Source organism: Porphyromonas sp. KLE 1280 (assembly GCF_000700805.1).
GTDB lineage: Bacteria > Bacteroidota > Bacteroidia > Bacteroidales > Porphyromonadaceae > Porphyromonas > Porphyromonas pasteri.
In genome coordinates, this window is the sequence record NZ_KL362966.1 from 128,377 (window position 1) to 153,336 (window position 24,960).

At 58.4% G+C, this 24,960-nt stretch carries 14 protein-coding genes and 1 riboswitch; of the genes, 7 read left to right on the plus strand and 7 right to left on the minus strand.

The window, feature by feature from the left end; genetic code table 11:
• The first annotated feature begins 22 nt into the window (after nt 1-22).
• The 3 genes from HMPREF1121_RS07905 to lpxA are packed head-to-tail and all read left to right on the plus strand — an operon-like array spanning nt 23 to nt 5,366.
• Nucleotides 23-3,226: an efflux RND transporter permease subunit gene (locus tag HMPREF1121_RS07905; protein WP_044115715.1), complete on the plus strand. Its 3,204-nt coding sequence runs from the start codon at nt 23-25 to the stop codon at nt 3,224-3,226.
• A complete protein-coding gene (locus tag HMPREF1121_RS07910; RefSeq protein ID WP_044115716.1) occupies nt 3,210-4,586 on the plus strand; it encodes an efflux transporter outer membrane subunit in 1,377 nt (458 codons plus the stop codon). The genes HMPREF1121_RS07905 and HMPREF1121_RS07910 overlap by 17 nt, the downstream gene beginning before the upstream one ends.
• 12 nt (nt 4,587-4,598) lie before the next feature.
• Nucleotides 4,599-5,366, plus strand: a complete 768-nt coding sequence (gene lpxA / locus HMPREF1121_RS07915; RefSeq protein ID WP_044115717.1) for an acyl-ACP--UDP-N-acetylglucosamine O-acyltransferase — start codon at nt 4,599-4,601, stop codon at nt 5,364-5,366.
• Nucleotides 5,367-5,890: 524 nt separating this feature from the next.
• Here the strand turns inward: lpxA and HMPREF1121_RS07920 are convergent.
• From HMPREF1121_RS07920 to HMPREF1121_RS07945, 6 genes are all read right to left on the minus strand, one after another.
• Nucleotides 5,891-6,646 carry a succinate dehydrogenase/fumarate reductase iron-sulfur subunit gene (locus HMPREF1121_RS07920; protein WP_009432722.1) on the minus strand — a complete coding sequence of 252 codons (756 nt, stop codon included), beginning with the start codon at nt 6,644-6,646 and terminating at the stop codon, nt 5,891-5,893.
• A 19-nt stretch (nt 6,647-6,665) separates the two neighbouring features.
• Nucleotides 6,666-8,609: a fumarate reductase/succinate dehydrogenase flavoprotein subunit gene (locus HMPREF1121_RS07925; RefSeq protein ID WP_044115718.1), complete on the minus strand. Its 1,944-nt coding sequence runs from the start codon at nt 8,607-8,609 to the stop codon at nt 6,666-6,668.
• A 43-nt stretch (nt 8,610-8,652) separates the two neighbouring features.
• Nucleotides 8,653-9,360, minus strand: a complete 708-nt coding sequence (locus tag HMPREF1121_RS07930) for a fumarate reductase (protein ID WP_044115719.1) — start codon at nt 9,358-9,360, stop codon at nt 8,653-8,655.
• A gap of 320 nt (nt 9,361-9,680) precedes the next feature.
• Nucleotides 9,681-10,709: an acyltransferase family protein gene (locus HMPREF1121_RS07935; RefSeq protein WP_044115720.1), complete on the minus strand. Its 1,029-nt coding sequence runs from the start codon at nt 10,707-10,709 to the stop codon at nt 9,681-9,683.
• A 260-nt stretch (nt 10,710-10,969) separates the two neighbouring features.
• Nucleotides 10,970-11,203: riboswitch (cobalamin riboswitch) on the minus strand.
• 4 nt (nt 11,204-11,207) lie between these two features.
• Nucleotides 11,208-12,179: an ecotin family protein gene (locus tag HMPREF1121_RS08695; protein ID WP_009432794.1), complete on the minus strand. Its 972-nt coding sequence runs from the start codon at nt 12,177-12,179 to the stop codon at nt 11,208-11,210.
• Nucleotides 12,180-12,284: 105 nt separating this feature from the next.
• On the minus strand, nt 12,285-13,484 hold the full coding sequence (locus HMPREF1121_RS07945) for a serine palmitoyltransferase (protein ID WP_044115721.1): 1,200 nt from the start codon (nt 13,482-13,484) through the stop codon (nt 12,285-12,287).
• 691 nt (nt 13,485-14,175) lie between these two features.
• Here HMPREF1121_RS07945 and HMPREF1121_RS07950 point away from each other — a divergent pair.
• From HMPREF1121_RS07950 to HMPREF1121_RS07965, 4 genes are all read left to right on the plus strand, one after another.
• A complete protein-coding gene (locus HMPREF1121_RS07950) occupies nt 14,176-17,391 on the plus strand; it encodes a S41 family peptidase (protein WP_044115722.1) in 3,216 nt (1,071 codons plus the stop codon).
• A 95-nt stretch (nt 17,392-17,486) separates the two neighbouring features.
• Nucleotides 17,487-18,599, plus strand: coding sequence for an A/G-specific adenine glycosylase (gene mutY / locus HMPREF1121_RS07955; protein ID WP_232223770.1), 1,113 nt, complete (start codon nt 17,487-17,489; stop codon nt 18,597-18,599).
• A 575-nt stretch (nt 18,600-19,174) separates the two neighbouring features.
• A complete protein-coding gene (gene rpmH, locus HMPREF1121_RS07960; RefSeq protein WP_009432805.1) occupies nt 19,175-19,321 on the plus strand; it encodes a 50S ribosomal protein L34 in 147 nt (48 codons plus the stop codon).
• Nucleotides 19,322-19,530: 209 nt separating this feature from the next.
• Complete coding sequence (locus tag HMPREF1121_RS07965; RefSeq protein WP_044115723.1) at nt 19,531-21,102, plus strand: protein transporter; 1,572 nt, start codon at nt 19,531-19,533, stop codon at nt 21,100-21,102.
• Between the two features lie 83 nt (nt 21,103-21,185).
• On the opposite strand, the gene purL is transcribed toward HMPREF1121_RS07965, so the two are convergent.
• The gene (purL, locus tag HMPREF1121_RS07970; protein ID WP_044115724.1) at nt 21,186-24,899 is read right to left on the minus strand and encodes a phosphoribosylformylglycinamidine synthase; all 3,714 of its coding nucleotides are present in this window, start codon (nt 24,897-24,899) and stop codon (nt 21,186-21,188) included.
• Nucleotides 24,900-24,960: the final 61 nt, after the last annotated feature.

Consider the following 24,960-nt stretch of genomic DNA (forward strand, 5'->3'; position numbering starts at 1 on the left):
TTAACCGGAAGCATATAGAGCAATGAATTTCGATAGATTTATTACCCGCCCCGTGCTCTCGACGGTGATCTCCATCATCATCGTCATCCTCGGGGTCATCGGGCTCATACAGCTGCCTATCGAGCAGTACCCCAACCTCGCACCGCCCACCGTACAGGTCTCCACAGCCTACGCAGGTGCGGACGCCCAGACGGTGCTCAACTCCGTCATCATCCCCCTCGAAGAGCAGATCAACGGGGTCGAAGGCATGACCTACATGACCTCTACCGCCACGAACTCGGGCGGCGCCTCCATCACCGTCTACTTCAAGGAAGGTACCGACCCCGACATGGCAGCGGTGAACGTGCAGAACCGCGTACAGCAGGCTCAGGCCCTCCTCCCCGCTGACGTCGTGCGCGTCGGGGTGACGACGCAGAAGCGCCAGTCAAGCATGCTCCTCGTCTACTCGCTGACGAGCGAAGACGGGCGCTACGATGCGCAGTTCCTCGCGAACTACGCCGACATCAACATCCTGCCCGCGCTGAAGCGTGTGCCTGGTGTCGGCTCGGCAAATACCTTCAGCCAAGGCACCTACGCCATGCGCCTCTGGCTCGACCCCGACAAGATGCGCGCCTATTCCCTCGTCCCCAGCGACGTCTCAGGCGTCCTCTCGGCACAGAACTTCGAGGCTGCCCCAGGGAGCCTCGGCGAATCAGGTGACCGCACCTATGAGTATTCGCTCCGCTACAAGGGCCGTCTGAAGAGCATCCCCGAGTACGAGAACATCATCATCAAGTCCGACGACGCGGGCAACATCATCCGCCTCAAGGATGTGGCGAAAATCGAGCTGGGCTCCCTCAGCTACAGCATCAACTCCCTCTCCGATGGCAACCCCGCTGTCACGGGGATGGTCTCGCAGATCGCAGGCTCCAACGCTAACGACATCGTCACCGCCATCAAGGCCGAGATCCAGGAGCTGGAGAAGGACTTCCCTCCCGGCATGAAGATGACCTACGTCCTCGACGTCACGGACTTCCTCTACGCCTCCATCTGGCATGTCATCCAGACGCTCCTCGAGGCCTTCCTACTCGTCTTCATCGTCGTATATATCTTCCTGCAGGACTTCCGAAGCACGCTCATCCCCGCCATCGCGGTACCCGTGTCGCTCGTCGGTACGTTCTTCTTCCTGCAGATCTTCGGCTTCTCGCTGAACCTCCTCACGCTCTCGGCACTGGTGCTCGCCATCGCTATCGTCGTGGATGACGCCATCGTCGTCGTCGAGGCCGTACACGCCAAGCTGGACGAGGGCTACGACTCCGCCCGCACAGCCAGCATGGACGCCATGCATGAGATCTCGGGCGCTATCATCTCCATCACGCTCGTCATGGCTGCGGTCTTCGTGCCCGTGTCGTTCATCTCGGGGATCAGCGGTACGTTCTACCGTGAGTTCGGGGTCACGATGGCCGTCTCTATCGTCATCTCTGCCGTCAACGCTCTGACGCTTAGCCCCACGCTCTGCGCCCTTCTGCTCAAGCCCCACAAGGGTCACGAGGGGAAGAAGCTCAGCTTCATCGACCGCTTCCATCTGGCCTTCAACGCTGTGTATGAGAATCGCGTCCTGCGCCCCTACCGCAAGGGGGTCGAGTTCTTCGTGCGCCATCGCGTCACCTCGGGCATCATCGTGCTGGTAAGTATCGTCATCATGGTCGTCCTGATGAAGTTCACCAGTAGCGAGCTCGTGCCCCAGGAAGATACGGGTACGGTGATGGTCACCGTCGCCACACCTCCAGGTACCAGCCGCGAGAAGACGGAGAAGGTGCTCAAGGACGTCGCCGACGTCGCGAAGGCACAGGACGGCGTGGAGCAGGTCATGAGCATCTCGGGCTTCAGCCTCATAGGTGGCTCGGGCTCGAACTATGCCTCGATGTTCGTCCGCATGAAGCCCTTCGGTGAGCGTAAGACGACGACGAGTGAGATCGCAGGCAAGCTCTTCGCCTATGGCGCTACCATCAAGGATGCCTCCGTGCTGGCGATGACCCCACCGATGGTCCCGGGCTATGGTATGGCCTCGGGCGTGTCGCTGACGATGCTCGACAAGACGGGTGGCGAGCTGGATAAGTTCTTCGCCGAGACGCAGAAGTTCCTCGCCGCACTCAATGCACGCCCCGAGGTAGCCTATGCGATGACGCAGTACAACCCCAGCTTCCCCCAGTACGTCATCGACGTCGACGTAGCCGCCACGATGCGTGCCGGCACGACACCGCAGACCGTCCTCTCCACCCTGCAGGGTTACTTCGGGGGGATGTACGTGGCGAACTTCAACAGCTACGGTAAGCTCTACCGCGTACTCCTGCAGTCCGCCCCCGAGCAGCGCCTCGACATCAACGCCCTGAGCAATATCTATGTGCGTACCGGCACGGGTGAGATGGCGCCTATCACCTCCTTCATCACCACGGAGAAGGTCTACGGCCCTGCGAGCGTGAACCGCTTCAACCTCTACACCTCTATCGACGTGATGGCCTCCCCCGCCCCAGGCTATGCCACAGGGGACGTGCTGAAGGCCGTCTCCGAGGTCGCCAGCTCGACGCTCTCGGCAGGCTACGGCTACGACTACTCGGGTCTGACGCGTGAGGAGCAGGGCTCGTCGGATACGACAGCGCTCATCTTCGGCCTCTGTCTGCTCTTCGTCTACCTCATCCTGAGTGCACAGTACGAGAGCTACCTCCTGCCCTTCTCGGTCATCCTCTCCATCCCCTTCGGGCTCTCGGGTGCCTTCATCTTCTCGAATGTCTTCGGGCACACGAACAATATCTATATGCAGATCGCTCTGATCATGCTCATCGGTCTCTTGGCGAAGAACGCCATCCTCATCGTCGAATTCGCTCTGGACCGCCGCCGCACAGGTATGGCGATCACGTGGAGTGCGATCCTCGGGGCGGTGGCTCGTCTGCGCCCGATCTTGATGACCTCGCTCGCGATGATCGTGGGGCTCCTCCCGCTGATGTTCGCCAGTGGTGTCGGGGCTAACGGGAACTCCACGCTCGGTGCCAGCACCGTCGGCGGGATGCTCATCGGGATGATCCTGCAGATCTTCATCGTCCCCACCCTCTTCGTCGTCTTCCAGAGCCTGCAGGAGCGCTTCAAGCCCCTACGCTTCGACGACATCATCACCTCGAAGCCCTCGGGTGAGATCCTTCAGTTCTCCAACACCTCCAAGACCGACTCACAAGATGACGCTCAAGCATAGCCTTCCCCTCCTCGCCCTCAGCCTCACACTCACAGGCTGTGGCGTCTACAAGAAGTATCAGCGTCCCACGGTAGATACCTCCATCTACCGTGGCGACAAGATCGACACGCTGAGCCAAGACACCACGTCCTTCGGGCAGACGCCCTGGCGTGCGCTCTTCACCGATGCGCCCCTGCAGGCACTCATCGAGAAGGCCCTCCAGCAGAATGTCGACCTGCTCTCGGCGAACCTCTCCACCCAGCAGGCTGAGGCCCAGCTCAAGGCCGCCCGCCTCTCCTTCTTCCCCTCGCTGACGCTCGCTCCCTCGATCTCAGCAGGTAAGACCGAGGGCGTACCCGCCAGTTACAGCTACACGCTGCCCGTGCAAGCCAGCTGGCAGGTGGATCTCTTCGGCTCGCTACTGAATGCCTCCCGCTCGACGCAGGCCCAGCTCCTCCGCGCTCAGGCCTACCAGCAGCTCGTCCGTAGCCGTGTCATCGCGAGCGTGGCGAATAGCTACTACACGCTGCTGATGCTTGACCGCCAGCTCCAGCTCACCCGCTCGGCTGCCGAGCTCGCCGCCCACACCCTCGAGGTGATGCAGGCGCAGAAGGACTTCGGCCGTGCTATGGAGTCCTCCGTGCAGTCCGCCCGTGCCAACCTCCATCAGGTAGAGGCCTCCATCCCCGAGATCGAGCGCCAGATCACCACGACGGAGAATGCGCTGGCCCTCCTCCTCGGTGAGTCGCCCCGTGCCTATAGCCGCTCCACGCTCGAGGCACAGCAGCTCCCCAGCACCTTCGCCGTCGGCGTACCCGCTCAGCTACTCTCGGCACGCCCCGATGTGCGCGTAGCGGAGATGGCACTGGCCAGCTGCTACTATCAGACGAATGGCGCACGTGCCGCCTTCTACCCCTCGCTCACCATCACGGGGAGCGCAGGCTGGACGGGCGCTCTTGGGCAGGCCGTATCGAACCCGATGAAGTTCATCGCCTCGGCTCTTGGCTCGCTGGCACAGCCTATCTTCGCCCGTGGCAAGCTCGTCGCAGGCCTTCGTGTCGCTGAGGCTGAGGAAGAGAAGGCACGCCTGGCGTTCCAGCAAAGCCTCTACAATGCCGGTGCTGAGGTAAGCAATGCCCTCGCCCTCTATGAGGCCTCCGAGGCGAAGATCAAGGCCGAGACCCTACAGATCGAGAGCCTCGAGAAGAATGTCGAGATCGTCGAGACCCTCTTCAAGACGGGGAAGACCTCCTCTTATCTCGAGGTCATCACCGCCCAGCAGGCACTCCTGCAGGCTCAGCTCTCCCAGATACGCGACCGCTTCAGCAAGATGCAGGCCGTCGTGAACCTCTATAATGCCCTCGGCGGAGGTGCCCAGTAATCCCCTATCGCTATGATCAGTCCACAAGCCTTCATCGCACCTGGCGCCCAGATCGGCGCCCGTGTGACGATCTATCCCTTCGCCTACATCGAGGACGACGTCGTCATCGGTGACGACTGCACCATCTACCCGCACGTCAGCCTGATGAATGGCACGCACATCGGTAGTGGCAACACCATCTATCAGAATGCCGTGCTCGGTGCCTCGCCCCAGGACTTCTCCTACAAGGGCGAGAAGTCCACACTCATCATCGGCGACAACAACGTGATCCGTGAGAACGTGGTCATCAGCCGCGCCTCCCGCAGCGACGTCTCCACCGTCATCGGCAGTGGGAACATCCTTATGGAGGGTACCCACATCTCGCACAACTGTCAGGTGGGTGATCAGAATGTCTTCGGCTACGCGGTCAAGATCGCCTGCGACTGCACCATCGGCAGCCGCTCGATCTTCAGCAGCGGCGTCACGGCCAAGCCCCGCTGTCGCATCGGCGATCTGGCGTTCATCCTCACAGGCTGCCGCTTCGGCGAGGACGTACCGCCCTTCATCACCGTCAAGGACAACCCTGCCGTCTACGCTGGGATCCATGCGGGTATGCTCTCCAAGGCGGGTATCGACGAGCGCACACAGCGCCATCTCGCGATGGCTTACCGCCTGGTCTTCAATGGTAAGATCAGCCTCTACGACGCCATCCTGCAGATCGAAGAGCAGGTACCTGACGGCCCCGAAGTCCAGCAGGTCATCGCCTTCCTCCGCTCTTCCGAGAGCCTCATCATGAAGTAAGGCCCCGCTGCTCTCTCCCCGTGGGTGAGGCTGAGATACGCCCTATCCATACAGTCCGAGGCCCTGCCGTGCGATGCACGGCAGGGCCTCGGACTATCTATGTAGCCGTGTGCAGGGACGGTCGGATGCGCAAAGGCAGAGATCTCAGAGAGGTCCACGCTTCCGTCTATACCGAGCGCCGAAGCGAAGGACATACACTATATATGACGGACTGCTAACACCTCACAATGATAGCCTACCGACCTATATAGCTTCGCACCCCCCTCCTCTATGGGTACGGTCAACACCTTTCAGAGAAAACAAAGAAGCCTCCCCGCAGAAGAAGCGCAGGGAGGCTCTATAATGCGATCGCCCGTCCTCAGGAGCCGTGGGCTCAGGAGGGCGGGCGATACTACACCAATCTAACCTATTCAATCCAGGAGGTGAATCCTGAAGAGAGCGATGGTAGTCGGCTCCGTATGACTTCTCCCGCGAAGGGGGAGAAGCCGCCACAGGAGGCCGAAGAGAGGGATTCGCCTCGGAGCTTAGTCCTTGAACTTAGCAGCGAGGAACTCGCGGTTCAGACGAGCGATATTGGAGATCGAGATGTTCTTGGGGCATTCGACTTCGCAAGCACGAGTGTTCGTACAGTTACCGAAGCCCAGCTCATCCATCTTAGCGACCATAGCCTTAGCACGACGGGCAGCTTCGACACGACCCTGTGGGAGGAGAGCCAGCTGGCTGACCTTAGCAGAGACGAAGAGCATAGCCGAGCCGTTCTTACAAGCTGCAGCGCAGGCACCGCAACCGATACAAGCAGCAGCGTCCATAGCCATGTCGGCGTTAGCCTTAGGAATGGGGATAGCGTTAGCATCGGGTACACCACCGGTATTGACCGACACGAAGCCACCAGCCTGGATGATCTTGTCGTAGGCCGAGCGGTCTACCATGAGGTCACGGATGATGGGGAAGCCAGCCGAGCGCCAAGGCTCGATGGTGATCGTGTCGCCATCGTTGAAGCGACGCATGTGCAGCTGACAGGTCGTGATGCTATCATCGGGCCCGTGGGGGTGCCCATTGATGTAGAGCGAGCACATACCGCAGATACCTTCGCGGCAGTCGTGGTCGAAGACAACGGGCTCCTTGCCTTCGCGTACGAGCTGCTCGTTGAGGATATCGAGCATCTCCAGGAAGGAGCTACCCTGAGAGATATTCTGCAGGTCGTAGGTTTCGAACGCACCCTTTACCTCGGGGCCACGCTGACGCCAGACCTTAACCTTGATATTTATATTCTTGTCCATTGTGGATGTTGGCTTGGGGTTAGTTCTTATAGTTACGCTGCTGACGTACGACGAACTCGTAGTCCAGAGGTTCCTTCAGAAGGACGGGATCCTGATCTTCGCCCTGGTACTCCCAGCAGGAGACGTAAGCGAACTGATCATCGTGGCGCAGGGCTTCACCTTCGGGCGTCTGGTGCTCGAGGCGGAAGTGACCACCGCAGCTCTCTTCACGGTCGTGAGCGTCACGAGCCATAAGTTCGCCGATCTCGATGAAGTCAGCCAGACGAAGAGCCTTCTCGAGCTCCACGTTGAGGTCATCAGCCTTACCAGGGATACGGACGTCGCTCCAGAACTCCTTCTTCAGAGCCTTGAGCTCGACGATAGCCTTCTCGAGGCCTTCGCGCTCGCGCCCCATACCTACGAAGTCCCACATGATGTGACCGAGCTTCTTGTGGAGGCTGTCGACGGACTGCTTACCCTTGATGCTCATCAGGCGAGCGATACGATCCTGGATACCCTTTTCAGCTTCGTCAAACTCAGGACGGTCCGTGCTGAAGCGGGGCACCTGAATCTGGTCAGCCAGATAGTTCTGGATCGTGTAGGGCAGTACGAAGTAACCGTCAGCGAGACCCTGCATCAGAGCCGAAGCACCGAGGCGGTTAGCACCGTGGTCGGAGAAGTTAGCTTCACCGATAGCGAAGAGGCCAGGGATAGAGGTCATGAGCTCGTAGTCCACCCAGATACCACCCATCGTGTAGTGGATAGCGGGATAGATCATCATCGGCGTCTCGTAGGGATTGTCGTTGGTGATCTTTTCGTACATCTGGAAGAGGTTACCATAGCGAGCTTCTACGACATCCTTACCCAGACGCTTGATAGCGCTGGAGAAGTCGAGGAAGACAGCCAGACCCGTGTTGTTGACACCGTAGCCAGCGTCGCAGCGTTCCTTAGCAGCACGGCTGGCGACGTCACGAGGCACGAGGTTACCGAAGGCGGGATAGCGGCGCTCGAGGTAGTAGTCACGATCCTCCTCCTTGATATCGGTAGGACGAAGTGTACCAGCCTGGAGCTTCTTAGCGTCTTCGAGGTTCTTGGGCACCCAGATACGGCCGTCGTTACGGAGCGACTCAGACATCAGCGTGAGCTTAGACTGGAATTCGCCGTGGACGGGGATACACGTGGGGTGGATCTGTGCCATACAGGGGTTAGCGAAGTAAGCACCCTTCTTGTAGCACTGCCAAGCTGCTGAGCCGTTAGAGGCCATAGCGTTCGTGGAGAGGAAGAAGGCGTTACCATAGCCACCGGTACCGATGACGACAGCGTGAGCGGCGAAGCGCTCGATCTTACCCGTGACGAGGTTACGGGCGATGATACCACGAGCACGGCCGTCGATGATGACGACGTCGAGCATCTCATGGCGGGTGTACATCTTCACCGTGCCCTTACCGACCTGACGGCTCAGTGCAGAGTAGGCACCGAGGAGGAGCTGCTGCCCCGTCTGACCACGAGCGTAGAAGGTACGAGAGACCTGTGCACCCCCGAAGGAGCGGTTGTCGAGAAGGCCGCCGTATTCGCGAGCGAAAGGCACACCCTGAGCGACGCACTGGTCGATGATGCTATTAGCCACTTCGGCCAGACGATAGACGTTTGCTTCGCGAGCACGGTAGTCACCACCCTTGATCGTATCGTAGAAGAGGCGGTAGACGGAGTCACCATCGTTCTGGTAGTTCTTAGCGGCATTGATACCCCCCTGAGCAGCGATCGAGTGTGCACGACGGGGAGAGTCCTGGATACAGAAGTTCAAGACGTTGAAACCCATCTCAGCGAGCGAGGCGGCAGCGGAGGCACCAGCCAAGCCCGTACCGACGACGATGATGTCGAGGCGGCGCTTGTTTGCAGGGTTGACGAGCTTCTGATGGTCCTTATAGGAGGTCCACTTCTCGGCCAATGGGCCGGCGGGGATCTTCGAATCTATCTTAGACATAATCTTAGAGGTATGGATAGCTTACTTGTGGGATGAACTGTGGTTAGCAATACCACAAGGAGCCCCCGCAGAGGGCTTGGATGAAGTAATAGATCACGACGACAGCGAAGCCGAGGACGATGACCGTCGTATAGATGTTGGAGATGCAACGCAGACGCTCGAACCAGATGCGGTTGTTGAAGCCGATGGTGTGCAGTGAGCTCCAGAAGCCGTGAGACAGGTGGAACCACAGTGACCCGAGCCAGATGAGGTAGAGGACTACGAAGATGGGATTAGAGAAGGTGTAGCGGATCAGACCAGCGCCGTCCGTAGGACCAGTGACACCATTGATACCGAGGTCATGCTGACCGATGATCTCTGCGAGCTGCATCTTAGCCCAGAAATTGAAGAGGTGCAGGAAGATCCCGAGGACGATGATGACACCGAGAGCCATCATGTTCTGCGACGCCCACTCGACACCCTTAGGCTTGTCGACGACATCATAGCGGTCGTTACCGCGAGCCTTGCGATTCTGAAGCGTCAGGATGAAGGCATAGACGATGTGGACGATGAAGAGGACTGCCAGCCCCATCGAAGCGACCAGGGCATACCAGTTAGCCCCGAGGAACTCACACACGGCGTTGTAGGCTTCTTCAGAGAAGAGCGCCACAAGGTTCATCGACATGTGGAAGGTCAGGAACAGGATAAGCGCGAGGCCTGAGATGCTCATGACCAGCTTACGCCCGATCGAAGATTTAATTAACCACGACATAAAGTTGCTATTTAATTGATTCTATGTTATTGCCTTCTTGTAGAGATATATTGCTATCGTGCAAGACATTAGGGCGCCCCATAGCTGTGTCGGGACGCACCACCTCATGCAATGCACGGTACAAAGATAGCTTAATTAGGTATATGCCGTACTAACATTAGCGAAAAAAAGGCATAATCCTACCACTGCACATACCCCATAGTAGGTATATGCACCACAAAACTGGCGCACCACGGTGTGGCTACCTACCTATATGTAGCTAACCACATCGCTGTATCAGCGAAGAGAAAAGAGGGGGAGAAAGTAAAAACGAGACTACCTCAAGCGCGCACCAAGACGCGGAGATAGCGAGCAATGAGATAGGCGCCGAATATAGTGGCAGTATAAACCACTACAAGGTAAAGTAGTGGCGACTGAATATAGATGACTGGGCTCCTAAAGAAGTTCACGAAGGACATATGCAGAAGGTAGGTCTCAAGCGAGATACCACCGAGCCACATCAGAGCACTCCCAACGGGGCCGTGCGCACGTCGCATAAAGAGATCTGTCTCCCCCCAGACTTTGCTAAGCGCGGTAAGCATCACGGGTAGGGCGAAGTAAGCAAGATGGCTGGCGAGCATCAGCATGATGGGATGATTCGGGAAGATCAGCACACTCCATATATATACCCCCATCAAGAGTAATACTGCAGGAAGGCAGAGGATGCGATACGCCTTTATCTGCTTATATAGACTCCTCTCATAGATAGCATAGGCCACACCCACCGAGAAACAAAGAGGATAGCGGATCCAGTAGTACCCGAAGCCGACTTGCCATGCAACTAACACAAGAAGGAGCGTAAGCAAAATGAGCACGAGCATAGCCCTACCCCAACGACGGACATACCGGAAGGAGAAATAGAAGAAGACATAGAGCGCCATCAGCTCCAAGAGATACCAAGCAGCGGTCAAGGGGCCAGGAATACCAACCTTCCAAATAATGAAATTAACCTTGAGCTGTGCCAGCGCTTGGGGAATATGGTCAAAACCAAACCCTGCAAAGAGGAAGAAGAGTGCCACAGCATAGAAGAAGAGGAACGGCTTCAGGAGTCCCCAGAGTCTTCGGGGGAGCCAGCCCGTCCAGAGAGCTGCTGGAGACGTAGTAGGTGTACGAAGGGTACGCAGACGCAGCTGGGTCATCAGCCCATAGCCCGAGAGGAAGAAGAAGAAGACCAGGGCAAGCGGCGTAAGGAGATTACACACACGTAGCCACAGGAGCGCCTCATCAGGCTGGCACAGCGAGCTGATATGCGTCCCTACAATAAACAAGGAGAGGGCTCCCTTTAGAGCTACCGAAAATTCCTTGGGCAAAGTCGAATCTACCACGTCGATGATTACTTATTAGACATCTGCTATAGTACAAAGATATAGCATCCGGAGGCATCACAACGAATAAGCCTCAGGCAGGAGTCCTGACCCGCGAGTTTCCCCACCGTCCTGGACGCCACCTGAGGCATATCCACTAAATCATTACGGCAAAAGTACCACTGCCCACTTTATTCAAAAGAGCGGACATCCTCTTTGGGGAATAAATTCCAAGCATGGAGACCCACACTTGTAGCTTTCCTCGAAGCATTTTGAATGAGCGTTGCAGGTCTTCTGACTCGTGCACCTTGTCTCCCAGCCACCCTTCCCAGAGACACAGAACCTCCAGTGGTCAGGGCTTCGACATAGCCCTCGGCAGGGAGCAGTATGATGCACATACAGCAGCGGGACTGTTCGAGATTCTCACTCGATTCCCTTTTAAGCCCGACACACAGCACACAGATCTCCGCGTGTCAGGCACAACGCCTTTACAAAGATACGATATTATCTCTGATCACCATCCATCTGCGCACTCAGATTGCGCTGTGGCTGTCTGTCGCTGGTCAGCAGCTCGCGCTTGCCCTCTGGACGATAGCAGCGAGTGAGCAACGTGAAGCGATCGGGTATATACACCGTGACCGATTCGCCAGCATTACGCAGGACCACGAGGCCCATGTGCCGGATGAGTTTTTCTTCCAGTCGAGCATCAGGGCAGCCCATGCGAGTGGACATGGTCTTGCCATCACTCTTGAAGATGTAGGGAAGGTTCAGCCCTTCAGCTTCCATATCGAGCTCGAACTTTCCGCTCAGTACATGGATATTGCAGTCGACCTTCTTCCGTATGCACGGGATCAGCTCAATATAGTAGTCTGGGCTATTGCCCTTATGACGCTCGGGAGCGGTGATGACGTAGGCCGTATAGCCTCGCTTGCGGGGAAGCTTACTGGCCGCGGAGTCTGGGCTGACCTTCGTCGCCTTGCCCATAGCGCGCCAGATACGGTAGACGACACGCACACTATCATTGATCGTGATAGCCAGCTCCTTATTACCACGGAAGGGCAGAAGGAGGGGCTCACCATAGAGGAAGGGCTTAGGATCCAGACCCTTGATAGGCTTGTCGAAGGCTGAGATAATCCCCTCGCCATGCTGATAGCGGTAGGAGGAGAAGACATCCACCTGGGTACTGGGTACGAAGCGCCCATCGAGGCTGGTGTGCGTCGGGTCGGTATTGGGAAGAGCCGGTACGATCTCCACTCGGAAGTCCTCGAGGGGGCTGGCATGTGGGAGCGTCAGGCGGTAAGTATGCGGGGGGAGCGGGACCTTAGAGTAGTCTTCGGTATAGCTGACGACTCCCTCGCGAGCCTGATCACCCTCTTCACCATTCTGCCCATCGTGGGCAGCTCGACAGCTGGGGCTAAGCAGGACAAGAGCAATAAAAGCTAAGAGGGAGGTTAGGTGGGCGCTTGAAGTAGTCATACATCGTCGATAGATGAGCTATCTACTAAGATCAACGGGTATCCCCCCGAATTTATTTCGATAGGATACCCGTAATAATCTTTTTCTTCTGAGCGACGCTTGTTTCTAAGCCTGAGGATGGAGTGGAATGTCCAGGGCCTTGAAGACCTTGACGAGCGCCTCGATAGCGCGGTCAAGCTGCTCATAGGTATGGGTAGCCATGAGCGAGAAGCGGATCAGCGTATCGCCAGGAGCGACAGCTGGAGCCACGACGGGATTGACGAAGACACCTTCCTCGAAGAGCAGAGCTGTCACGCGGAAGGTCTTCTCATTATCACGGATAAAGAGGGGGATGATAGGCGTCGAGGTATTACCGATCTCGAAGCCCAGCTTACGGAAGCGATCCAGGCAGTAAGCCGTCTTCTCGCGGAGCGATGCTACACGCTCGGGCTCACGAAGCATGATCTCCAGAGCCTTGGAGGCAGCAGCCGTCGAGGCAGGCGTACAGCTGGCGCTGAAGATATAGGAGCGAGCGTGGTGGCGGAGATAGTTGATGAGTACCTTGCTACCAGCGATGAAGCCACCGAGAGAGGCGAAGCTCTTACTGAAGGTACCCATGAGGAGGTCGACCTGATCAGTCAGACCGAAGTGGTTACACGTACCGCGACCGTGGTCACCGAGTACGCCGAAGCCGTGAGCTTCGTCGACCATCACCGAGGCGTTGTACTTCTTCGCCAGACGCACGATCTCGGGGAGATTGCACAGGTCACCCTCCATGCTGAAGACACCGTCGACGACGATGAGCTTGATGCGATCGGGGTCGCACTGCTTGAGGCGACGCTCGAGAGCTTCCATATCATTGTGCTTGTAGCGGAGGCTCTTAGCGGGAGAGAGGCGGATACCCTCGATGATCGAAGCGTGATCGAGTGCATCCCAGATGATATAGTCTTCACGGCCAAGGAGGCAGGAGATGACCCCGAGGTTGACCTGGAAGCCCGTGGAGAAGATGATGGCATCTTCCTTGCCGACGAAGGCAGCCAGCTGCTTTTCCAGCTCGAGGTGCGTATCGAGGGTACCGTTGAGGAAGCGGCTCCCTGCACATCCCGTACCATACTTCTCCGTAGCGGCGATAGCAGCAGCCTTGATCTCGGGATGGTTCGTCAGTCCGAGGTACGAGTTCGACCCGAACATGAGGACCTTACGGCCATCGATGACGACCTCGGTATCCTGGTCGCTTTCTATCTTTCGGAAGTAGGGATAAATCCCTGCAGCCTGAGCCTTCTGGGGCTCGGTAAAGGATGCTAATTTCTGCTCAAGTAAGTTCATCTTATATCGGTCAAGCATCCGCCCATAGTGCGAAACGGGCACCTCACGGGCGCTCTCACCATGGAGTGCGCGATGGGCGGACTGGGTCGGGGAGCTGCGATCGCAAGGAGCGCCACAGCCCGGACACCTATAGTAATAGAGCTCTTATTAGAGGTGGAGGAAAGGCCTCCACACGAGCGTTATAAATACGGGCAAAAGTACACATTTTCCCCTAATTCGTGCACCGCACATTCACCTAAGCCGCTTTTCCAGTGCAAATGCGGGACAAACAGCCCCTCCAAACAGCCTGAAAAGCCATAACCTCTCCCCTACTTCCGCAGCCGAAATCACGATGCCTTGGCACCACTGCTTAGGCCACTATCACACAAGCAAATCGCCACGCTCACTGCCCCTGTCCACCGAGGAGGGAAAATGAAGTAGTACCGGTCACTGCATCGACCAGTACTGGTAGGCATTAGTGACCAGTACTGCTCTGCGGTGTGACCAGTACTGGTCCGATCGCCGACCAGTACTGGTTACTTTTACCCCCTCCACGCGCCCCCTCTACACACACTTCGGCAGGGTGCTCTTTGCCCACCACTTGGGATGTGCGTCATGGACACATTCGCCTCCTTTACGCCTTCCCTCTATTTATCGTATCTTTGAGCATATACATGGTCTCGAACCACATACACAATCATCACTATAAGCAATGGATATAAAGAACCCCCTTCTCTGTGGGCTTCTCCTCGGTGCGGCGGCACTCTCCGCCTCTGCACAGGAGCGCCCGCTCTGGCTGCGCTATCCTGCTATCTCCCCCGATGGCAAGACGATCGCCTTCGCGTACCAAGGCGACATCTACACCGTGCCCACCGTGGGTGGTGAAGCCCGTCGCCTGACCTCGACCGAAGCCTACGAGTGCTACCCCGTCTGGTCACCCGATGGCAAGCAGATCGCCTACACCTCCGACCGCAATTCCTCTGGCGTCAACATCTACATCATGCCAGCAGGTGGCGGTAAGGCGCGTCAGCTGACGACCCACTCGGGACGTGAGATTCCCCAGGCCTTCACTCCCGATGGCCGCTACCTGATCTTCAAGGCACACATCCAGGACCCTGCCAGCTCCGCCCTCTTCCCCAACTCCCTGCTCACCGAGCTCTACCGTGTGCCCGTCACGGGTGGTCGCCCCGAGCAGATCCTCGCTACACCCGCCGAAGCAGTGAATGTCAGCCGTGATGGCCGTCGCATCCTCTATCAGGAGATCAAGAGCTTCGAGAACGAGTGGCGTAAGCACCACACCTCCTCTGCTTCACGCGACCTCCTCGAGTACGACTTCGACAAGAAGACCTACCGCTTCGTCGCCCGCCACGATGGCGAAGACCGCGATCCCGTCTACTCCCCCACAGGTAAGTCCTTCTACTTCCTCAGCGAGCGCAATGGTGGCTCGATGAATATCTACGAAGGCAACCTCGCTGGCCCCGCCACCGAAGCCAAGGCACTCACCCAGCTCAAGGGTGACCCCGTACGCTTCCTCTCCAGCTCAGCCGACGGCCTGCTCTGCTTCGGCTATGCCGGTGAGATCTACACCCTCGTCCCTGGTCGCAGCGAGCAGCGTGTACCCATCCATATCTCCAAGGACCAGGCTCCCGACGAAGAGCTGCACCTCTCGATGAGTCGTAGCCTCGGCTCCTCGGCTGTCTCTCCCGATGGCAAGCAGATCGCCTTCCTCTCGCGTGGTGACGTCTTCGTCACCGCTACCGACTACACCACGACCCGTCAGATCACGAAGGGCTCACAGGCCGAGCGTGGTGTCACCTTTGGCGCGGACAACAAGTCCGTCGTCTACGCCAGCACCAAGGACGGCTCATGGGATCTCTACATCGCTAAGGTCGAGCGTGGCGAAGATCAGAACTTCCCCAACGCCATGGCTATCAGTGACGAGAAGCTCATCCCCTCGCTCAAGGGCGAGAAGATGTACCCCTCCTTCTCCCCCGATGGCAATGAGGTAGCCTTCCTCTACCAGCGTGAGAAGCTCATGGTCTATAACCTCAAGACCCGCCAGACTCGTCAGATCACCGACGGCAAGCAGACGCTTGATCCCGACTTCGTATGGTCACCCAATGGGAAGTGGATCGCCTTCTCCTACGTCTCCCGCGGCCGTGGGCCCTACACCGACGTAGGTATCGTCAGCGCTCAGGGTGGCCAACCCATCCAGAACCTCACGAACAGCGGTTACTTCAGCAGCAACCCTCGCTGGTCTACCGATGGGAACATCCTCCTCTACGCTACCGATAAGTATGGTATGCGCAACCACGCTTCGTGGGGCTCTATGAATGATATTATGGCGGTCTTCCTCAATCGCGCGGCCTATGAGAAGTTCCGCATGAACGACGAAGACCTCGCTCTCCTCGAGGAAGCCGAGAAGCAAGCCAAGGCCGACACCACGAAGACGAAGAAGGCTCAGCCCACCAAGAGCACCAACGGCGTCATCGAATGGGACAACCTTGACCTGCGCACCGTACGCATCACCCCCACCTCTTCGCGCCTCGGTGACTACATCCTCTCGTCCGACAACAAGAAGCTCTTCTACTTCTCCGCTACCGAAGCAGGCCAAGACCTCTGGGTCTATGATATGCGCAAGCACACGACGCAGCTGCAGAAGAAGATGGACCTCTCCTCTCCCTTCTTCGCTTCGGACAAGAAGGGCACGAAGCTCTTCATCCTCGGCGCTTCACCCATGACGCTCGATCCCAAGACGGATGCCACAAAGCCCATCACGATGGCTGGCCACCGCCACATCGACCGCATCCGCGAGCGTGAGGTCATGTACGAAGAAGTCGTCCGTGAAGAAGAAGCACGCTTCTACCGCAAGGATATGCACGGCGTGAACTGGAAGAAGCTCACCGACCACTACCGCACCTTCCTCCCCTACATCGACAACAATCAGGACTTCGCCGAGATGCTGAGCGAGCTCCTCGGCGAGCTGAACGTATCCCACACGGGCTCTGGTGCTCGCAGCTCATCGTCGGCCTTCCCCACGGCTGAGCTCGGCGTCTTCGTCTCACCTGTAGCAGGCTCTGGTGCCCTGCACGTCGACGAAATCGTGGCAGGTGGTCCCTTCGACAACTCCCGCACGAAGCTGCAGAAGGGCAGCCTCATCACCGCTATCGACGGCGAGAAGCTCGAGGCAGGTAAGGACTACTTCCCTCTGCTGAATGATAAGGTAGGCAAGCGCCTCCTCATCTCCTTCCGCACCGCCTCAGGTGAGCAGGTCGACGAAGTCATCCGCCCCATCTCCTCCTCTGCCCTCAGTGACCTCCTCTACAAGCGCTGGGTCAAGCAGCGCGCCGAAGAGGTAGAGCGCGTATCGAAGGGCACACTCGGCTACGTCCACATCCCCTCGATGGGTGACCCCAGCTTCCGCACGGTCTACTCCGATGTCATGGGCAAGTACTACCAGAAGAAGGGTATCGTCATCGACATCCGCTACAACGGCGGTGGTCGCCTCCACGAGGATATCGAAGCCTTCTTCACGGGTAAGCACTACGCTGACCAGGTCGTCCGTGACCGCCAGTACTCGGAGATGTCCTCTCGCCGCTGGAATCGCCCCTCCGTCCTCGTCACCTGCGAAGCTGACTACAGCAATGCCCACGGTACGCCTTGGGTCTATCAGCACCTCAAGGTCGGTAAGGTCGTCGGTATGCCCGTAGCTGGTACGATGACCAGCGTGAACTGGGTGACGCTCCTCGACCCCAGCGTCTACTTCGGTATCCCCGCCGTAGGCTTCCGTCTCTTCGATGGTCGCTATCTGGAGAATACCCAGATGGAGCCCGACGTCGTCGTGCCTCTTGATCCCACGAAGGTCCTGCAGGGCGTCGACACACAGATCGAGAAGGCCGTCGAGGTCCTCCGCGCTGAGACGAAGTAATCCCCCGCACTTCACTAATCGTATTTATATAAGCGTAGCCCCTGCATCACTCGGGATGCAGGGGCTACGTGCGTAATGGCGTATCTTTGCGCCCGATGAAGAAGACCCATCCCACCCCATCCACCGAAGGCATCGACCTTCGTGATGTGCAGCGCCGCCTCGGTAGCTGGTACGACGAGCATGCCCGTGCCCTCCCCTGGCGCGAAGATGTATCGGCCTACCACGTCATGCTCTCCGAGATCATCCTCCAGCAGACGCGCGTGGACCAAGGGATGGCTTATTATCATCGCTTCACCGAGCGCTTCCCCACCGTACAAGACTTAGCCGCAGCGAGCGAAGACGAGGTACTCCTCCTCTGGCAGGGTCTCGGCTACTACTCTCGTGGGCGCAATCTCCTGCGTGCCGCACAGATCATCGTCTCGGACTTCGGCGGAGAGATCCCCCACAGCCCCGAGGGGCTGAGCCGCTTACCAGGTGTCGGCCCTTATACGCGCGGTGCGATCCTCTCCTTCGCCTACAACCTCCCTTACCCCACCGTGGACGGCAATGTCTACCGCGTGCTGAGTCGCCTCTTCGGCTCTACCGAGCCCATCGACACGACACGTGGCGTACGCTCCTACTGGGATCTGGCGGAGGCCCTCCTCGACAAGGCGCATCCCAGCCGCCACAACCAAGCCGTCATCGAGCTGGGTGCCCTCTGCTGTACGCCCCGTCGTCCGCACTGCGACGAGTGCCCCATCGCTATGCACTGCCTCGCCCATCGCGCCGGCATCGAGGAGCAGCTCCCTATCAAACAGGGCAAGACGAAGGTCCTCCCCCGCCATATGGACTACTTCCTCATCCGCCTCCCCCTCGCATCAGGGGGCGAAGGCCTACTCATTCGCCGTCGTGGTGCTGGCGACATCTGGCAGGGACTGTATGAATTCCCCCTCATCGAGACGGGAGAGACGGGTGTCACCGTCGAAGAGCTGACGAAGCTCCCCGCCTTCGGTGACCTCATCGCAGCACTCGAGCGCCCGACCTTCCACCCCACGCCCATAGCACAGTGCTCGCACAAGCTCTCCCACCGTGCTATCTATGCTCGCCTCTTCTTCATCGAAGCCGAGGGCCTCAGTGCGGAGCTTCCCTACCAGCATATACCGAGCACGGAGCGCAGTAGCTACGCCTTCCCCGTACTCATCGAGCGCCTCTTAGAGCAAGTGTCTTAGCGGAGGAAGTACGACGTACCTATGCCCAGAGCTAAGTCAACCTATATGGGTCAGCGGGCGAATCTATTATTGGTCCGCATCTTGACCCATATTAGGTTGTTGCTCCGCATAGGGAGAAAAGTTGTGGATGAGTGGGAGATAAGCTTGGTCTACGTACGTGGATTTAATATCTACGTACGTGGATATTTGGATTGACGTGCCTGGTCTTTAAGACTACGTACGTAGATAGAAGAAAACCACTACGTGAAGGCGCTTTTTCCTTCGCGAGAAGGATACTTTTCCCTTCGCTGAATAAGAGGAATACGCGCGATAAGGCGAAGGGCTTGTGTATCACTTCGGAGAGGTATATCGTGGAGCTGGGCGTACGATGCCTTAGCAGGACAAATAGAGAACAGGACTCTCGGCAACAGTCCCCGATATAGGTTGACTCGATGACCAATATAGGTCACTACCACCCCCTAATATTGTGGGTCAGACGCCCCCCGCGAATTATGGTTGGATAAAATTCCCTATCTTTGTGGCTCAAATTGCAGAACATAGCAAAGTATAAGCAACTAATATATTAGACAAACGAGATGAAAAGAACGTTCCAACCATCGAACCGCAAGAGAAAGAACAAGCACGGTTTCCGTGCACGTATGGCTACGGCTAACGGTCGTCGCGTACTGGCTGCTCGCCGTGCCAAGGGCCGTGCTAAGCTGAGTGTCTCTGACGAGTACTAGGCCAAGCCTCTTGCATTTAGGTCACTGACCTACCCCTTAGAGGGCTCCCGTAGTGCGCACTACGGGAGCCCTTTTTCTTTGCCTTGATACGATGAACACACCGAGAAATACGCACACATCTGAGCGAAGTGTGCATATTTCTCTATCTTTGTCCTGCCTCCCGTGAGGCAAGCCCCCCACTACGGGGCGACAAATCATCCTATATAGCAATGAAGAAAACGCTACTCCTGGGCCTCATCGCCCTCACCGCCGCCCCCGCAGCACACGCTGGGGGTCTGCTGAACAATACCAGTCTCCACGCCCTCTACCTGCGTAGCCTCGCGCGGAATGCCTCGCTCGCTATCGACGCGACCTACTACAATCCCGCAGGTCTTGTCTTCACACCCGACGGCTGGCGCTTCTCGGTCAACAGCCAGACCGTACTCCAGCGCCGTGACATCACAGCCTCCTTCGCACCCTTCGCCTACTCAGCCAACTACACGGGTCCCTACTCCAGTCAGGAGACCGTAGCGACCAAGCGCTTCGAGGGGAAGGCCACCGCGCCCATCGTCCCCACGATCATGGCTTCGTATAAGAAGGGTGACTGGGCATTCTCAGCTGTCGCAGGCATCTTCGGCGGTGGTGGTAAGGCCAGCTTCACGAGCGGGCTCCCTCAGTTCGAGGCGAACGTAGCACTCGTCCCCACGATCACGCAGGCCATCGCTCAGAAGGCTACCGCCATGATCGCTACCCTCCCCGCAGGGGCTCTCTCCCCACAAGCTCAGGCAGGCTTTGCCAAGTTCATTGACCCGATCAAGGCTGCCAACAAGTACTCCGTAGATAGCAAGCTCGAGGGGCTCCAGTACGTCTTCGGCCTGCAGGCTGGTGCAAGCTACAAGATCAACCAGCATCTGAGTGCCTACCTCGGTGCGCGTCTGAGCTATGCCTACAACACCTACACGGGCTACATCCGTAACATCCAGGTCAGCGGTGCTGACGGCACTATGCACCACGCTCCTACCTACTTCGGCGCTATCGCCGTAGGGGCTAAGGCTGCCGAGCCTATCGTCAACAACCTGCCCGAAGGGCTCAAGCAACAGGTACAGCCTGTCCTCGCCGTCCCTGGTCAGCTGGCACAGACGACCCTCGACAAGCGCATCGAGGTCAAGCAGACGGGTATCGGTCTGGCGCCTATCGTCGGGCTGAACTTCAACTACGAAGGGCTGAACGTAGGGGCACGCTATGAGTTCCGCACCGCCATCCGCGTGAAGAACACGACTAAGGCCAATGACTCCGGCATGGAGCAGTTCGCCGACGGTGCTAAGGTCGCCAATGATCTGCCCGCTGTACTCGGTGTAGGGGCTTCGTACCGCATCCTCCCCACGCTGACGGCTGCAGTCAGCTACAATCACTTCTTCGAGAAGTCTGCGAATATGGCTGGTGACAAGCAGAAGACCCTCAAGGGCAACACGAACGAATACCTCTTCGGCGTCGAGTGGAACGCCCTCGACTGGCTCGACGTCAGCGGTGGTGTGCAGATCACGCGCAAGGGGGTGAGCGATGCTTATCAGAGCAACATCCACTTCGACATGAGCTCCACATCCTACGGTCTCGGCGTCGGCCTGCACCTCACGAAGGAAGCCCAGCTGAACCTCGCCTACATGATCTCCAGCTACGGCGATCACAAGAAGGCTGTCAGCACCTACGCGGCTCAGCCCGCCCTTGGCATCGCCCTCCCTGGTAGCGAGGTCTTTTCGCGCAAGAATCAGATCTTCTCCATCGGCCTCGACTACACGCTCTAAGGCCGAGCGAGTCCCGCTAAACGACCGAGCCCCGATCTCCCACGTGGGAGATCGGGGCTCGGTCGTTTGGTAGCTACCGTAGCCTAACGGCTGTGCTCACAGCACCAGTCGTAGGCATTGCGGAAGGCCTTCATCCATGGAGTCACCTCGTGCTCACGGCGGTCAGCCTCGGGGTAGTAAGCGCACTGCCAGGGGAAGATCGCACGCTCGGGGTGAGGCATGAGGGCCAGATGACGGCCATCAGAGCTGCACAGCCCTGCGATAGCGTCGGGCGAGCCGTTGGGGTTCGCGGGGTACGCATCATAGGCGTAGCGTGCGATGACGTGGTAGCGGTCGCTGTCGTAGGGGAGGTCGAACTTCCCTTCGCCGTGAGCTACCCACACACCGAGCGACGCACCAGCCAGATCACGGAGCATCACCGAATGGTTCTCGGGGATCGTGAGGCTGACGAACGAGCTCTCGAACTTGTGTGAGTCGTTGTGCGCCATCTTATGCTTCAGCTCGTGCTCAGGATAGAGGAGCTCCAGCTCGGCCATCAGCTGACAGCCATTACAGATACCGAGGCTCAGCGTGTCGGGGCGAGCGTAGAAGCGGTCGAGCGTAGCCTTCGCCTGCTCATTGAAGAGGATACCTGCTGCCCAGCCCTTAGCCGAGCCGAGGACGTCTGAGTTCGAGAAGCCACCGCAGAAGACGATGAGCTGTACATCATCGAGCGTCTCACGACCCGAGATGAGATCGGTCAGATGCACGTCCTTGACGTCGAAGCCAGCGAGATAGAGGGCATAAGCCATCTCACGCTCACCATTCGTCCCCTTGTCACGGAGGATGGCAGCACGGACAGGCGCCTTCGCTGTGCGATCGGGATCGAGACCGAGGTCAGCGAGCTTACCCGTGAAGCCCTTAGGAGCCGTGAGGCGGAGGGGCTGATTCTTATAGCCTTCGTAGCGAGCCTTAGCCAGCTCTTCGCCGCTCTGATACTTGTCCATCAGATAAGAGGAGCGATACCAGAGGTCGCGCTTGGCATCGATGTCGAGCGTGAGCGTAGACTTCTTGCCGTAGCTTACTGAGAGCGTGCGCCCGTCGGCCGTAGGCGTGGCGATGCGAGCGAAGCCGATGCTGGCATCACGCAGTACCTCTTCGAGGACTTCGGGATGCGAGGTCTGCACGAGCACACCTGGGTTCTCGGCAAAGAGGAGCTTGACGATATCGTCCTCAGGGAAGGCCGTGAGGTCAACTGACAGCCCACCCTTCGTAGAGGGGAAGCACATCTCTAAGAGCGCCGTGATGAGACCACCGCCCGAGATATCGTGACCAGCCGTCAGCACACCGCGCTGGATGAGCTCCTGCACAGCCGTGAAGGCTTCGCGGAAGTATTCGGGCTCCTCGATGCGGGGCGTCTCATCACCGAGCTGACCGAGGGCCTGTGCCAGAGCAGAGCCACCGAGCGCCAGCGGAGAGAAGCTGAAGTCAATATGATAGACAGGGTATGCGGGGTTCGCGACGAGCACAGGGGAGAGGATCTTCTTCACGTCAGAGACCTCACCGATAGCGCTGATGATGACGGTGCCTGGGCTCAGGACCTTCTCACCGTTGGGGTACTTCTGCGTCATAGAGAGCGAGTCCTTACCCGTGGGGATATTGATACCGAGCGAGATGGCGAGGTCCGAAGCAGCCTCTACCGCGTCGTAGAGACGAGCATCTTCGCCCTCATTGCGGCAGGGCCACATCCAGTTGGCGCTGAGGGAAACACCCTCGAGGCCGTAGGTAAGGGGCGCGAAGACAATGTTCGTCAGTGCCTCTGCGATGGCGAGCTGGCTACCAGCGACGGGGTCTACCAGCGCTGCTACGGGAGCGTGACCGATAGAGGTAGCGATACCAGCACGGCCACGGAAGTCGACGGCCATAGCACCGCAGTCGCTCAAGGGCAGCTGGATCTCACCCTGACACTGCTGGCGAGCTACACGGCCCGTGACGGAGCGGTCGACCTTGTTCGTCAGCCAGTCCTTACAAGCGACCCCCTCCTGCTGCAGCACCTCATCGAGGTAGTGCTCGAAGCGAGCAGCGTCATAGCTGAGGGCGGGATAAGTCTTGTCGATATGCTTGTCGACCATGTAGGTCTTGGGCGCCGAGCCGAACATATCCGACAGCGCCAGGTCAATGGGCTTATCACCACCTGCCTCTTCGAAGGTCAGGTGCATATCGTCCGTGGTGCGACCGACGACGTACATCGGAGCGCGCTCACGCTCGGCGATACGGGCGATACGCTCTACGGCGTCGCCCTTGACCAGAAGGCCCATACGCTCCTGGCTCTCGTTGCCGATGATTTCCTTCGACGAAAGGGTCTCATCACCGATGGGGAAGGTGCTGAGGTCAAAGTGTCCACCCGTCGTCTCGACGAGCTCGGAGAGGCAGTTCAGGTGCCCCCCTGCCCCGTGGTCGTGGATGGAGATGATGGGATTGTCTTCACTCTCCGAGAGCGTGCGGATGACGTTCTCGACACGCTTCTGCATCTCGGGGTTAGAGCGCTGTACGGCGTTGAGCTCGATAGCGCCAGCATACTGCCCCGTATTCACAGAGCTGACGGCACCACCGCCCATACCGATGCGGTAGTTGTCACCACCGAGCAGGACGACCTCTTCGCCAGGCTCGGGAGTGCCCTTCTGTGCATCGCTGCGGCGGGCGTAGCCGACACCACCAGCGAGCATGATGACCTTGTCGAAGCCGTAGGTAGGTTCGTCGGCCTTGCCTTCGTGCTCGAAGGTCAGCACCGAGCCACAGATGAGTGGCTGACCGAACTTATTCCCAAAGTCGCTCGCACCATTGGATGCCTTCGTGAGGATCTGGCGGGGCGTCTGGTAGAGCCAAGGGCGGGCAGCACTGTGCTGCTCCCAGGGGCGATCGGCTGCTGTGCGGGGATAGCTCGTCATGTAGACGGCCGTCCCAGCCAGAGGCACGCTGGCACGACCACCAGCCATACGGTCACGGATCTCACCACCAGTACCGGTAGCAGCGCCGTTGAAGGGCTCGACGGTCGTGGGGAAGTTGTGCGTCTCAGCCTTGAGGCTCAGCACGCTGTCGATGGACTTACGGACGAAGAAGTCGGGCTTGTCACCCGTAGCGGGGGCGAACTGCTCAAGGTCGCTGGGGCCGTCGATGAAGGCCACATTGTCCTTATAAGCCGAGACTAAGTGATTGGGGTTCGCAGCACTCGTGTCCTTGATCATCGAGAAGAGGCTACGCTCTTCTTCCTCCCCATCGAGGACGAAGGTACCACCGAAGATCTTGTGACGGCAGTGCTCGCTATTGACCTGCGAGAAGCCGAAGAGCTCGCTGTCGGTGAGTGGACGCCCGAGACGCTCGCTGAGCCCCTCGAGGTAGGAGATCTCCTCATCGCTGAGAGCCAGACCGTGGGCGTCATTGTAGGCACGCAGGTCCGTGATATGCTCGATAGGCGCTGCCGTGATGTGCGTGTCGAAGACCGTAGCATCGATCCCCTCATAGAGGGCCTGCAGCATGGGGTCGAAGGACGCATCGGGCCCCGAGACCTCGCAGAACTCCTCGATGCGCGTGACCGTGGGGATGTTCATATTGCGCACGATCTCCACCGCATTGGTGCTCCAGGGCGTGACGAGCTCACGGCGCGTCCCGACGAAGAAGCCCTTGAGGGCAGGGGTATCAAGCAAAGTAGCCCCACCAAAGAGCCAGGTGAGGCGATCGAGGGCTTCGGCAGCCAAGGGCGCCGTGCTCTCCACGACATAAAGCACGGGGGAGCTGTGCTTCCTAAAGAGAGTAATCATTCGGAGACTATAAATATTGTCGTAAGAGGGATGTGATCCTGAGGAGATCGAAGCAGAGGGA

What these genes read in the sequence shown, in the direction of transcription:
- HMPREF1121_RS07945 (WP_044115721.1), bottom strand. Translation starts at nt 13,484, where the DNA reads ATGAACTTACTTGAGCAGAAATTAGCATCCTTTACCGAGCCCCAGAAG.
- purL (WP_044115724.1), bottom strand. Translation starts at nt 24,899, where the DNA reads ATGATTACTCTCTTTAGGAAGCACAGCTCCCCCGTGCTTTATGTCGTG.
- HMPREF1121_RS07905 (WP_044115715.1), top strand. Translation starts at nt 23, where the DNA reads ATGAATTTCGATAGATTTATTACCCGCCCCGTGCTCTCGACGGTGATC.
- HMPREF1121_RS07950 (WP_044115722.1), top strand. Translation starts at nt 14,176, where the DNA reads ATGGATATAAAGAACCCCCTTCTCTGTGGGCTTCTCCTCGGTGCGGCG.
- HMPREF1121_RS07965 (WP_044115723.1), top strand. Translation starts at nt 19,531, where the DNA reads ATGAAGAAAACGCTACTCCTGGGCCTCATCGCCCTCACCGCCGCCCCC.
- HMPREF1121_RS07930 (WP_044115719.1), bottom strand. Translation starts at nt 9,360, where the DNA reads ATGTCGTGGTTAATTAAATCTTCGATCGGGCGTAAGCTGGTCATGAGC.
- lpxA (WP_044115717.1), top strand. Translation starts at nt 4,599, where the DNA reads ATGATCAGTCCACAAGCCTTCATCGCACCTGGCGCCCAGATCGGCGCC.
- rpmH (WP_009432805.1), top strand. Translation starts at nt 19,175, where the DNA reads ATGAAAAGAACGTTCCAACCATCGAACCGCAAGAGAAAGAACAAGCAC.
- mutY (WP_232223770.1), top strand. Translation starts at nt 17,487, where the DNA reads ATGAAGAAGACCCATCCCACCCCATCCACCGAAGGCATCGACCTTCGT.
- HMPREF1121_RS07910 (WP_044115716.1), top strand. Translation starts at nt 3,210, where the DNA reads ATGACGCTCAAGCATAGCCTTCCCCTCCTCGCCCTCAGCCTCACACTC.
- HMPREF1121_RS07925 (WP_044115718.1), bottom strand. Translation starts at nt 8,609, where the DNA reads ATGTCTAAGATAGATTCGAAGATCCCCGCCGGCCCATTGGCCGAGAAG.
- HMPREF1121_RS07920 (WP_009432722.1), bottom strand. Translation starts at nt 6,646, where the DNA reads ATGGACAAGAATATAAATATCAAGGTTAAGGTCTGGCGTCAGCGTGGC.
- HMPREF1121_RS08695 (WP_009432794.1), bottom strand. Translation starts at nt 12,179, where the DNA reads ATGACTACTTCAAGCGCCCACCTAACCTCCCTCTTAGCTTTTATTGCT.